This window comes from Saccharibacillus sp. O23 (assembly GCF_002205895.1).
GTDB lineage: Bacteria > Bacillota > Bacilli > Paenibacillales > Paenibacillaceae > Saccharibacillus.
Genome location: NZ_NJDE01000036.1, coordinates 1 through 12679 on the forward strand (window position 1 = coordinate 1; position 12679 = coordinate 12679).

Annotated in this window: 15 protein-coding genes; all 15 read right to left on the minus strand. The window is 48.2% G+C overall.

Going from position 1 to position 12679, the window contains the following annotated elements; genetic code table 11:
- Window positions 1-224: 224 nt before the first annotated feature.
- Complete coding sequence (locus CDO73_RS26140) at window positions 225-599, minus strand: hypothetical protein (protein WP_143536027.1); 375 nt, start codon at window positions 597-599, stop codon at window positions 225-227.
- 16 nt (window positions 600-615) lie between these two features.
- Window positions 616-993 (minus strand): DUF6618 family protein, encoded by a 378-nt coding sequence (locus tag CDO73_RS26145; RefSeq protein WP_088491425.1) that lies wholly within the window; start codon window positions 991-993, stop codon window positions 616-618.
- Between the two features lies 1 nt (window position 994).
- Window positions 995-1468, minus strand: coding sequence for a DUF2538 family protein (locus CDO73_RS26150; protein WP_088491426.1), 474 nt, complete (start codon window positions 1466-1468; stop codon window positions 995-997).
- A 13-nt stretch (window positions 1469-1481) separates the two neighbouring features.
- Window positions 1482-1856, minus strand: a complete 375-nt coding sequence (locus CDO73_RS26925) for a hypothetical protein (RefSeq protein WP_088491427.1) — start codon at window positions 1854-1856, stop codon at window positions 1482-1484.
- Between the two features lie 15 nt (window positions 1857-1871).
- Window positions 1872-2087, minus strand: coding sequence for a hypothetical protein (locus CDO73_RS26160; RefSeq protein WP_087801726.1), 216 nt, complete (start codon window positions 2085-2087; stop codon window positions 1872-1874).
- Window positions 2088-2287: 200 nt separating this feature from the next.
- Window positions 2288-3472, minus strand: a complete 1185-nt coding sequence (locus CDO73_RS26165; protein ID WP_088491449.1) for a peptidoglycan DD-metalloendopeptidase family protein — start codon at window positions 3470-3472, stop codon at window positions 2288-2290.
- A gap of 2 nt (window positions 3473-3474) precedes the next feature.
- Entirely contained in the window at window positions 3475-4107 is a 633-nt protein-coding gene (locus CDO73_RS26170; protein WP_088491428.1) for a hypothetical protein, read from the minus strand.
- A 3-nt stretch (window positions 4108-4110) separates the two neighbouring features.
- Entirely contained in the window at window positions 4111-6927 is a 2817-nt protein-coding gene (locus tag CDO73_RS26175) for a CD3337/EF1877 family mobilome membrane protein (RefSeq protein WP_088491429.1), read from the minus strand.
- Entirely contained in the window at window positions 6924-7391 is a 468-nt protein-coding gene (locus CDO73_RS26180; protein ID WP_088491430.1) for a hypothetical protein, read from the minus strand. Before CDO73_RS26180 ends, CDO73_RS26175 begins: the two co-directional genes overlap by 4 nt.
- The gene (locus tag CDO73_RS26185) at window positions 7388-9889 is read right to left on the minus strand and encodes an ATP-binding protein (RefSeq protein WP_088491431.1); all 2502 of its coding nucleotides are present in this window, start codon (window positions 9887-9889) and stop codon (window positions 7388-7390) included. The genes CDO73_RS26180 and CDO73_RS26185 overlap by 4 nt, the downstream gene beginning before the upstream one ends.
- Window positions 9886-10305, minus strand: coding sequence for a conjugal transfer protein (locus CDO73_RS26190; protein ID WP_088491432.1), 420 nt, complete (start codon window positions 10303-10305; stop codon window positions 9886-9888). The genes CDO73_RS26185 and CDO73_RS26190 overlap by 4 nt, the downstream gene beginning before the upstream one ends.
- Window positions 10306-10332: 27 nt before the next feature.
- Window positions 10333-10551, minus strand: coding sequence for a hypothetical protein (locus CDO73_RS26195; RefSeq protein WP_087801739.1), 219 nt, complete (start codon window positions 10549-10551; stop codon window positions 10333-10335).
- A 14-nt stretch (window positions 10552-10565) separates the two neighbouring features.
- On the minus strand, window positions 10566-11477 hold the full coding sequence (locus CDO73_RS26200) for a conjugal transfer protein (protein WP_088491433.1): 912 nt from the start codon (window positions 11475-11477) through the stop codon (window positions 10566-10568).
- 23 nt (window positions 11478-11500) lie between these two features.
- Window positions 11501-11803: a hypothetical protein gene (locus CDO73_RS26205; RefSeq protein ID WP_088491434.1), complete on the minus strand. Its 303-nt coding sequence runs from the start codon at window positions 11801-11803 to the stop codon at window positions 11501-11503.
- Between the two features lie 19 nt (window positions 11804-11822).
- A complete protein-coding gene (locus CDO73_RS26210) occupies window positions 11823-12656 on the minus strand; it encodes a replication-relaxation family protein (protein WP_143536189.1) in 834 nt (277 codons plus the stop codon).
- Window positions 12657-12679: the final 23 nt, after the last annotated feature.

Genomic DNA, 12679 nt, shown 5'->3' on the forward strand with positions numbered 1-12679 from the left:
AAGGATGTTGTGTGGTGAGTGGAGCGCAGTAGTGGACTCGTAGGTTGTGTTTTCTTTTTTCAAGAGACCGGGAAAGGCAAGGCCCCCTGCAGGGCCGATGCCTTTTGATAGGAAGCGCAGGATGGCCGTCAGCTTGGGAAGCCGCTTCGGCTGGAAAGCTGACCGCGGCGCGCCGCAGCTGCCTTTCGTTCCAATCTCCCGGCAAACAAAAAGCGATCATCTGATTAATGATCGCCTTCTACATAATGAACATACAGCCGCTTTAATAGTTCCTCTGCTTGCTCCGGATCGTTAGGGACTGGAACGTTAATTTGAATCCCGGACCCATGAAGTCTCTTCATGAAATCCGCCGGATCAAATTTCTCGGCAAGCTCTATACTTTCGTTCCGAATATCCACTATTGCCATGTATTCCGGAAAAATAATATGCCCGTCTTTTGATTCGGCTATCATATAATCTTCGGAATCGGTGATTTTAACCGCTTGATAATAGCTCTTTTTTTCCTTTAAATAATCGAACATTTCCTGTTCACCACTGAGCCGATCTGCAGCATGGTAACGACCATCCGGCTCATACCGATAACCGAAATAAGTATTCATGACTTCCTCCAATCGCTTACTGATCTGCCGGTTCATACCCCGCTGCCTTTAAAGCGTCCATAAACGCAGCGCTGCTATCCTGCTCCTGGATCTTTTTTTCATCTGCGAAAACACACAAGGCTTGAGCAATCGACACGCCATCTATGTCATTTTCTAAAATATCGCATATTTTTTCAGCGTTATAAGACACGTTTCTAAGGTTATCCAAAATAAGCGAAGCATGTTGGCCTGGCATGGATACAATCCATTGCGCCATTTCAGCCCTGCCAAAATACACGTCTATCCCGGAATCCCTTGCGCTAATATACAAATAGTAATGACCACCTTCGTAAACGGTATAGCGTTTAATTTCGCCGGTCCATTCCATCTGATCATTTGAACAAGCAAATTTCATTTCAGAACTCCTCTCCGTCTTCCGGATCCGTCTCGCCAGCCAAGTTTAATATAGAAGATTTACGGCGGATCTCTAGCAGCTGTAAAAATACCCGATACAATTTATCATCTGCGTTCCCTAAGAAATGCTGCAGGTCGAATTTATGAAGCCTACCGGTGAATAGTTCGACCCCTGCTCTTACCAAAAGCTTATAACTGCTAGAAAGCCCTGTTACAATCTCCGATTCATTATGGAATCCGTCTTCTTCGCCGTTATCGCCCTTGATGACAACCCACTCCCCGAAGTACCAGGAAAGCGGCGAATCTTCATCGTCCCATTTGATCCGATAAAAGACTTCCGGAAGCGCAGCAATGTAAGCGCCGGCCGCATACTCACTCGACCAGAAACTTTTGAATCGACTTTGAAGCTGCTCATAGTTACTTTGATGCTGTTCCGAAACAAAAAACAAGGCATGACTTGTTGCTTTAACGCTCATAAGATTCACGCTCCTATTTATTTTGGGAAGCCGCGGATACTTCTCTAACCAACTCGTAAACCAAGTACGGAAAACCGATGATCCCGACAAACAAAGCAACAAACGTCTTGATGGCAACCTTTGAAAATTTAAAAATCAACCAGATCAAAAGCGGCGGCCGGTAGATCGCTCGGGCAACCTTTGTTTCCAGGTGCGGCTCACGATAAAACCATTTATAAAAAAAACGGTTCAGCAAGTGGTATCCAGCCGGAATACCGGCAACTAAAAAGGTCGTAAACAAACTGTACTTGAGCAGCAGCGGAAGCAAAATATAAAGCACGATCCCGGCCAATACGGGTTTCAGCAAATACCTTGCGTATGCATTCGGTCCAAGCAGCTCATATAACATGACCATCCCTCCTGTTCAAATGGATCCCTGGTTGTTCATCTCCTCCGCAATTTTCATATAGGCTTGATGATCGGACAGCTTTATTCGTTTGGCCTTCTGATCCTGGAACATGGCCGTCAAATAAGCTAAAACGAAAGATTCTGTTTTCCCTGGTGCGATTTCATTTAAAATCGCTTGTAATTCGGCCTTAACATTAGGAACTGCCTTGATATTCTTGCGGGTATCCGCCAAAGCCGCACCTCCTGTTCAAAATTCCTCTTACATCCATTATAACCCATTTTGGATACAAAACATAGCTTTTTGTATCCAAAAAATACACTTTTGTATCCAGCCGTTTCTGCTGCCTTATTCCTTTTATTCAGCATCCTCAACGGATGTAAGCTCAAGGTTGTTTCGATAAAAAAAGAAGCAGCTCATTGAGCCGCTTCTTTTCACTTAATTTCCGGATCCTGAATGATCGGATTAAATCCTTTAACGTAAGGTAATGGATCGACCGGCGAGTCCTTAATCCGGACTTCAAAATGCAAATGCGCTCCTTTTGAGCCACCGGTGTTCCCGATCGCGCCGATCTCCTGTCCAGCGGCAACTTGATCGCCAGCCCAAAACGGCGAGGTACTGACCATATGCCCGTACAGCGTCGATACATTGTTTCCGTGGTCAATAATGATGCAGTTTCCGTAGCCGCCGCGAACCCCGCTAAATATGACCGTACCGGGCATAAACGCCACGATCGGAATGCCGGTTGAATCTCCCGGTGCAGCTATATCTATTCCTGCGTGCTGTTTTCCCCACCGAACTTTATATCCCGATGTGATGATCCTTGCGGACGTTCCCGGCCAAACCGTGCCTTCGCCAGACACAATCGCCGTACCGCCACTGACATACGATTCCGCGAAATCCAGCACATCTTTGACGTACTTTTTGCTGTTGTTGTATGCATACAGCGCCTTGTCGAGCTTCCCATCTGCTCCACCGTTGGCCGCCAAATATTTTGCTGCAGACATAATCGCATCCTGGACACTCCACGGATCCGGGATGCCGTCACCGTCTCCATCTGTTCCATAACCGCCGTATTTGGCGACTACGGCTGGATCTCTCAACTCGGCAAGGGATATATCACCGCGCCCTAGTCCGCCGCATGTTGGATGATTCCAACCGACCCAGGTGCAGGGCATAAATTGCATATGCCCAACGGCCCCTGCGTAACTCTCGGATACGTTAGTAGAAAACACGGTTTCGACTCGATGGACACCGGCCAGGATGTTCCACGGGACGCCATATTCGGCTTCGGCGGCTTTATAGTATTCGATAAATTCAGGCGGGATAGCTTCTAGTCCGGTTTGTGAAATTTGGCCTCCTCTCGTAAAGCTTCGAGTATCGCTCGATGAAGAAAAACTGGCCATAAACAAACTGCCTATGAAAACAACAAGGATCAGCAGCAAAACCAAAATTACGCCGCCGATCAGAATGATCTTCATTCCGATCGGCGATTTAGCTACGGTCTTGGCTGCAGTAACGGCGGCTTTTTTCGCTGCTTTTTTAGCAGCTGCTCCGGCTACCTGCTTGGCTGCACTCGGTCGGCGCTCCTGATCCGGATCGTGAGAAGGTTGTTCCATGCTTAGGCCCCCCAACTTTCTAACTCTAATTCATCCACTAACCAAGCTCCTTCATACTTCCTTAGCGTCACATAATATTGCTGCTCCTCGGTGTATGCCTCGCCTTTAGCCGGGATCACGTCACCCGTAATCATCACGCACCAAACAATTTCAGCCGGATCATAGCTGTCTACCGGCAATACCTCTGATTCCGCCACGCTTGTTGTTTGATAGTCTAGCGTCTGCCGGCGAATCTGAGTTTTCTCGCTCGTATAGAAGGCTTTGGCCATATATGCTTTACTGTTCTCAATATACGATTCCGGATTCCTGGAATCATACGTGTAATAAGCTTCCGCAAATTTTTGAGCAATATCCTTTGTTTCCTGCTGCTCCGATTGCGGGAGGATCGCTTTAACTTCGACCCTCTCTTTCCTTTCGGTTGCAGAACCGGCGCCTGATACAAGATCAGACGCCGGTTCTTTTTCTACTACTGCCGGTTCGCTCTGCTCCGCAGCTGGTGGCGTTTCAGCCACTTCCTCTGGAACGGATCGGAAACCGCCGTTTAGCCATACGACTGCTGTTGTAATCAAAAGCAGCGTACAAAACAGAAAGATAAACAGCTTGATTCGATCTGAACGAAACTCCAACCTAAACACGGCTTATCTCCCCTTCCGTCCCCACGGGAACCATCTGCGACCTTTTCGATCCGTCTCACCGGATGCTGGCGGCTGTGATTCGCTCGATCCGTCTTCTCGAACCTCATTCTGCTCCACTACCCGATTGATGAACGTACTGCTGTTTTGGCGGTCCGTTCGGCTAATGTTTTCAGCATTGTTCGTCTCGTGCAGCTCATTCACCGTCTTTGACGTATTCTCGTCTCGGACAATGTTTTTGTTTTCGGTATGCGTTTGCTGCACCGTCTGTTTCACATTGCGATTTTCATTGACGATCGTATTTGTGTTCTCATTCAGATTCTTGTTAACTTCTTCGTTCTGGGTTTTCTTCCGGTTCTCGTTGACCGTTTGATTCCGGACCGTATTTTGATTCTCGTTCGTCGTTCTGTTGTTCGACTCATTCGTATTGCGGACCGTGTTTTGATTTTCGGTCGTTGTCTTGTTGTTCGTCTCATTCATATTGCGAACCAAGTTCTGATTGCCAGTCGTATTCCGGTTCGTCGTTTCCGTAATATTCTGCTTCTGCGCGTTGTTCTCGTTACGCTGCACCGTCCGATCTTCGGTGTTCGAGCGGTTAACCACTTCGTTCACGTTCTGTTTGTCTAACTGCGTTGCAAACTGGTTACGTGATGTTTCACGCGAAACATCTCGGTTAACGACTTGATTATCCAGCTGGTTCATGTTGTCGTTTCGGCTGGTGACAACATGGGCATTCGTACTGCGATTTACGATCTCGCTTTCGCTGCCAGTCCGAATTTCTTGCCCCGCGCGGCTGCCATCGCGCGGTATAGCTGGAATCGGCGTAACTGTTCCAGGAACCGCCCCAGCTGCTGGACCGGCATTCGTCGTGCGATCTGTGCGCGTAACCAATGGAATGACCGAATTGCTGTTTTCCTGGCTAACCGGCACATGCCGAACGGAACTGATGGTCGGCGCATTAGACAGATCTCGATCAACGATCGCTGGACTGATATTTCGGTCCACCGGACCGGCATTAAGCGCAGGACTGATAGCCGCAGCACGCTTTGCCTGTTGCTTCGCCGCGGAACTTGCAGTTGTACCAAACGGTAGGACTTTTACGCCGCCGCCGATCTGCTTCGGATCCTCGACGATTGAATAATCTGCGTCGATAATATTCGGTCCTTTTTTGTTATGCGGCAGCGCGTTCGGATTCCGCCGATCGACAAAATCTGGCGTAACGTATTCTGGTCCTGCCGACATAGCGCTTCCGCTTGAGCTGCTTGCGCCGGTCGTCCCGGTCGCTGCGTATTCCTCTTGATCCGCTTTGATTCCCTGATTCGGCAGATCAAATTTCCGGCTCCGATTGTACAGCGCATGCCCGGCTTGTACAGTCTTCTTGGAGCCGAACTTCCCAGCGCGGCTAACTAAATCAAACCCTTTAGATCCTGTTCTTCGTGCGGCCACCCCCGCTAAACCGGCCGCTGCCCGACTACCAGGCACGGCATCCATCACCCGGCCCATACGTGAGCTATAATCGCGGAAGCTGTCCAATGATCCGCGGGTTGTGCTGGAAACATTGGCCGTTGCCGTATTGATAAACGAAAGCAGCTCCTGGCGCTTCCACCAAACCCCGAAGAATACAAGAATCTGCATCCCCAAAACAAACAGGTAGCCGTAAGTTGTTTCGCCAACTGCAGCATACAATACTTTGGAAATTGTAAAGATTACCGTCATGAGCAAAGCGAATCCGACTTTCATAAGCAGCGCATGGAGCGTCTTCATCGCCCACTCAAACGCTTTCCCCTGCCAAGCAGGGACCAACGCCATAAGAAGCGGAACAGGTGAAAATAGCACCATCGCAATGAAAATAACTTGGTATAGCAGTACGGCTGCCGCCATAAGAAGCATCATAGATCCCAACATCAAATTACTGATGAACAGCAGGATTATAAACCAAGTACGACTGCCAAGACCCTCTACGCCCATCATCTTATTGCCGCTTTTAACCTGGCTTTCAACGAACTTTGCCCGTTCTTCACTTCCATAGTTCAATGCTAAAATAGCTGGATCTCCAGTCGAGTCACCAAATTGCATAAACATAAATGGCTTGTAGACCATAATGTCGAACATCTGGTTTTGCATAGATGCGATTCCTTCATATCCGGTATAGCCGGATCCGCTGCTAACGACATTACCGGAAATGTTCATAACGCTGTTTTGCATTTGCTTTGAAAAATCGTTTAAACCGGTTAATACTTTGTCTGCTTGCGAAAAGAACCCTAGTGAAAAAACAAAGACCAAAAGCATGGAAAGCATTCCACTTGTCGCCTTACTTTGCTGTCGCTTTACCATGCCGACGTATATAGCCCAGGCTCCGACTAGGGCAATCATAAAGATGGCCAATATAGACCAAAGTCCATTCTCTTGAAAAGTTCCGTTTTTAAACCCAGAAATCGTGCGGATCGACTCTGCGATCTGGGCAATGATAGAATCTATAAAATCTAGCTTGAATGCTTCGCCAACAACCAGAATAACGAAATTGACAATAATCACGATGAATACCCATGCAGAATTAAGAAATTCAAGGCGCGTAGCCTGGATCCCATCGTCGATCTTACCCGAAATATTGAACGGGTTTTTCGTCTTATCAATGTGCAGATCAAGGGCATAGCTGCTGACTGGATGCTCTCCGGATTTTAGCGTTACGGCCCCTTCTTGCTTTTTGGATTCCGGCAGGACGTTATCTTCCAGCGAACTTGCTCGAACCGCTGTTCCAAAAAACGAGAACAGCAGCATCAAGACGAATAACCACTTGATCGTGTATCGGACTCGTTGTTTCATTCGCTGCTCAACTCCTTGAGTACCGTTTTCGTCTCCTCCAATCGGGAAACGATCTCCTCAAAGCCTGGGGTTTCACCGTAACTATCTTTCTTCCAGCCCTCGTCCGTCTTTTCAATTTTAAAATTCTCGCTATCCAGCTGATCTGCCTTCGCCGGATTGAGGTATTCCATCAGGTAATAATACGTGTTGTCGTCCAGCTTCCACTGTGTCAGCGAATAGCTGGTTACTTCATACTCGGGATGCTTGGGCGGCGAGTTCAGATCCCAATTCATGAAATCCATGTCAGCCGCGATCAGATCAGTTAGTGCCTTATAGTCCTGTTTTAGCTGTGCGTCTACGTACTTCACGGGAATGTCAGCCGGTCCAACGCCGTTAATTTTCTCCGGTTCGTCGCTGCGGCCGCTGCACGCAATAACCAGAATCGTTATTGCGGCAAGGACCAGCAGCGTCAGCAGCCGCTTCATACCGACACCTCTTCCTTTTCCATCCGCGCCAGTGGCGGCCGCGTATCGAAAGCTTTGTCCAGATCGCTAAACAGCGGATCGAATTTGATCACGGACACCCGGCCGTAAATATCCTGCATCAAGCAGTAACCATTCTGCAATTCGCTGATAATGTCGCGGTTTTCGGGCGTATCTTTCAAATTGAACAGCGATAGTACGTTTTTCAACTCGTTCGGATCCGTACTCCGGAAAGCAAACTTCATGCCGATATTGTTCTTGATCTTCTCGTCCAAAAGGTCGTTCGCGTTTTGCGTAATCAAGTAAATCCCGGCTTGCATCGAACGGCCTTCGCGGATCAAACGCGATGCCAACGACCGCCCTTGAGAAGTATTCAGCATCGACCAAGCTTCGTCCAGCTCAACGATCTTAAATTGACTGCGATCGGATTGAATGAATTTTAACGCGAAGGATCCGATCGGCAGCATCATCCCTACGGACAGCAGCTCGTTCAAGGAATACTGCGACGGATCCGTTTCCGGCGTCGGCAGCTCCAAATCATGCGTCATGAGGACGTTCATCGGATTATCGAACTTGATCGAATTGGACGTGTCTCCATCCCCAAACAACAAGCTCGCAAAGGACAATTCCTTGAACGTCTGTAGGTGGCCGCCCAATTTGCTGGCTATTGGATCCGAAGATCGCGCCAGCCGCTGAACTGCAGCGGTAAAGGAAGGGAACTTTTCTTCTTCGGACGTTTCCCGAACGGCTTTCACCAGCTGCGGGAATCGGTCCGAATCATCTAATCGTGTCCCGGTATAATACGTCATGAGGTTCAATGCCAGCGATTCCGCATCTTTCCGGCTATCGGCAAAGATCGAAAATGGATCCAGCTTGCCGGTATGCTGCGTGTCGCTCGACAGGCTAATAATATTGATATTGCCATGCAGCGCCATCAAGTCTTTTTCCCAGTTGCCGCGCTCACCTTTCGGGTCGATCACCAGCGCCTTCGCGCCGGACAGAACCGAATTGTACGTAATCAAGTTTGCATTGTACGATTTACCGCCGCCAAGCGAACCGATAAAGGCGGCCGACAGCGCGTTCGTCTTTGTTCCGCGGATCCCTTGCGCGGCCAGGTTCGGCGCGATATAAACCGGTTGATTTAGGATGCCTGTATGTCCAATATAAAAGCCTTGTCCGTCTCCGATCTGCTTTGTCGCACCGAACATTGCGCCGGCCAATGTGCCAGGCTCCATATAATGAATGTAATCTGTAACCAAGCGTTTGCCGCCCGGAAGAAACTCATTGAAGAATAACCATTGATCGCCGTAAGGCTGCTCCAAGCGGATTCCCATATCATCGTAAGCATCGACCATAATATCGACGCGGCGGCTAAGTTCTTCTTCGTTTTCAGCTGCGATACAGAAGACCACCGACGACAGCAGCAGCGGGATCCGGCTTTTCTGCAGGTGAGCTTCCAGCTCCTGCGATTCCATGCGGCCTTCCAGGACGGTCAAGCTCGTATCATTGTCCGTTTCCTGTGCGTGCCGATCTTGGTCCTTGAGTTCTTTCTGCTTATTCCGAACCGCACTAAGCGCTTTTCGGTTCTCCATCGTTTCGGTCCGGATTGAAATTTCGACCGGGAAATCCAAACCTTGAATCGTATACAGCCATTCATCGCCAGGAAAGATCATTTCGTACGGAACGTTAGAAATGGTAAGGAAGGCCAAATGGCCTTCCACTTCTTTACCGTCGATCATCTGCTTCACGATCAGGCTGCGGCCGGGCGAATCATCGACTTGGCCTTCGGTAAGCCGCATTATATCCCGGTATTTCGGACGGCGAATCTTCACATCGTCTTCCTCGTACTCCTTGTAATGCACGGAATATTCCGGACTCCACTGCTTCAAAACGGGAGACTTCCCGACCCCGCGATACCAGTTCCGACGAATCAACCATTGCGCGACATCCTCGTTGATCGGCTGCCCTGTCAAACGGCTGGCGACCTTACTATAAACCCGCTTCTCATTGCTTCTTTGCCGAAAGACGACATCTTCTGAAATCTCTGGACCTTCAATTCCGGACTTCTGATAAATAAACTGAAAAAATTCAGTCAGCAGCGACTTGGCTTCTTTGAGGAAATCCGTTTTTTCTTTATCCGTATTCGGCAGCTTAACGCCAACGTAGAACCGATATTCGGTTCCTTCCTTACCATGACGTTCTTCAAGGACTTTTACCGTATCGTCAATATGACTGATCGCTGCTTCAACGACTGGACCAGTTAACGTCTGTTTGTAATTCTCGTATTTGTCATGGACGGACTGAAATTCCGGAACGACCAGCATATGCAGGTCGGAGTTGATCTGCGTAAAGAAGCTTTCCAGACGCTTATACTCCCCGATCTTTTCATCATCATCCAAAAAATCGTAGTTGAATCCCGGAATTTCATAGTACGCCCAGGATGTTTCATCTTGCGAAAAGACCAGGTTTCCTTCATAGTAGGCTATTGGAAACTCTATCATTCGGAACTTCCTCCTTCCGCTTCTTTAGCAGCGGTATAGCTCAATTTCCGATAGGCAACGGGTGAGCTATACGTATAAGGTTTTTTCGATTTTGGGGTTTCCATGTACCGGTTGAAGTCATGCGCGGATAGCTTAAAGGCTATCCAGCGCATGATGAACCGGTGCGGCGCTTTACCATCCAATACCTGCCGCGTGAAGAACCAGGCAATAAACCCCGGAATACCCACGTACTCAACAAGCCACAAATTGATGAAACTGAACGGCGGGAACTTGTTCAGGATCCACATCAGCACGACTCCTCCGAAGAAAAAGCCGACTTGCCGGTACGATACGGGAAATGGCAACGCAATATTTTGGATGCCGTACAGCATTCTCGGCACTTTCCAAATGCTGTTGTACGTTCTCATACGTCTCATTGCGTCAATCCCCTCTCGTTGCTTGTCTTAGCTAAAGATCGTCTCCCAAAGCTTTGTTCCCAGGTCCTTGATCTTGTCCGGAACGAATACGAATACCGACACGAACAAAGCGAATACCGCGAAGCCAACAAACCGGCTGAACTCCCGTTTAACCAAGAAGTAAATTGCCATCGCACCGATGATAACCAGGAACAACGCGCCTACCTGCGTGGAAAAGGACTCTTGGATTTTTTCTCCGAAATTCATGATTAAATTCCTCCTTAGTTTTGTTTGAATTTTGTAACGAACCAACGTCCGTTTTCTTGCGTCAGTTCCACATAGTACGGATAGATGTATGACGTCGCGCCCTTAGAATCTCCAAAAGCAATTGACGTTTCGACTTGGTAAATGCCCTGATCTTCCAGGTTCGTGTAGATTTCGGCTTTCTTAATTCCCTTGAACGTCAAAATACCTGTTAAGCCTGGAACATCTACATTTTTCGTGAAGTAACTGATTTCTTCTTGTTTTCCGTTTGCGTAAACTCTAAAGAATGAATCTAAGAAATCCTTGATTTCTTCCTTCGTCCGACTATCCCGCAGGCTATTTGTTCGATCCAGATCATCGGATGCTTTTTCAAGTTCAACATCCTTTGGCGGCTGTGTGAAATACGGAATATCCGAAACAACAAAGTTTTGACCGTCACTTTGAATCGGAACAACCAGATAATTCAGCTTGGTTTCTTTTCCTCCTCCTGTCACCAGGTACTGGGCGCGAAGGGTTACTTTTGAAGCGTTCGGCCCTGCGTCTTCGACCTTCCAGATCTGCGCCTTCATAAACTCTGCTTTGGATTTCATATTTTTCATATTGAGTCCAGCTTGTGAGTCTACCCCTGCTGCCAGATAGGGCTTTAACCGTTTTTCCCGATCGTCGATAGCTTCATCGCCGCGGCCCCATGTGAAATAGTGATAGGCGAAGTTTGTTGCGAAGGTCTGCACGCCTGGATCCGTCGCCGGATTCGCTATTTTCTCAACAATTTCTTCTTGCGCGCTGGCGCCGCTATCCGGACGGATCAGCAGGACCGTGACCGTAAACAGCAGGTATGCCGCGCCGATCCAAAAGGCCGTTTTTACCAAACGCTGCCGGAATACTGAACGCGGCAGCTTCCGTCTTTCGGGTTTAACTTTTTTCGCCAATGCTTTTCACCTCCCTCATAGAATTAAAGAAATTCCTTCATCCGTTTTTTGCGTTCCTCCTTTTCTGAATAGTCGTCAATAAACGCCCAAATCCCACCAAACAGCAGCGCAGCGCCGCCTAACACGGGTAACCATCCATGCTTCTCTATCAGCGGATTAGCGAACCCTATAATGCGATCCATCGTGTCATGAATGGTCGGCACGTAGGTATACAATGCCCAAACGCCAACACCGAAAATGCACAAGAAGATCAGCATGAAAATCGTTTTTTTGATAAAGTTTTTGAATTTGCTGGGTCGAAGCTTTTGATCGCGTTTCAGATCCATCCTTTTTCCCCACCTCCTCTCATGCGTCCCGAATAATTTTCCACATCGTATGCTTGCCTTCTCGACCTTTGAAGCACCAGATTTCGCCGTACGGGTCATTCAGCACTTCATCGTACGTGGTGTAAAGCACCGCTTGGATCCTGGAAGTGTCTACATCCTTTGTATGTTCGATCAAGCGAAGCTTTTCGTTTTCATTTGCAGATATGAAACAAACGCGTGTGATAACTGGCCTCGTCTCAAAGATACTGTGCTTGGCAAGTCCATTTTCACGGCCCATGTACTCGTTATAGCGCCGAAGTTTATTGATGCTGACTGCGGCTCGCTGCCGACTGCGTTCCATTTCCACGAAATAAGCAAAATCGCCAGCTTTATCATTTACGATTCTTTTAAAAACTACCGTTCCATCCGGAACGATTACATCGTCTTTCCGCTGTCCATACTGGTAATAGCTCGAACGCTCCGGAATCCAAGTCTGAAATTGAAAGTCTGGAAGCTGCTTTTCCTGCAAGATGCCGCGCATCTTAGCAAGCTGAATCAAATGATGAATATAGGTCGGTGTACGCTTCGTCCAGCGCGTGTCCCAGCGGCTTTCGCCGGTCAATGCTTCGACTTCCTCAACACCTAGCCGATCCAGACAAATCACTTTAATATTCTGAACGCTTACCCCATCGGCTCGCGGTGTTTTAAAGGACTTGATATAACCGGATTCCTCCAACTTCCGGATACGCCGGTGGGTGCTGGTTGGCAAAATCTCCGGATAGATGTACGTGGATACAAAATCAATATCTACAAACAGCATGTCGTAAAGCACCATGAGCAGGTCACGCTCTCGATCACCTAAATGAGTAATCACTGGACCTTCTTCCTTCTCCCTTA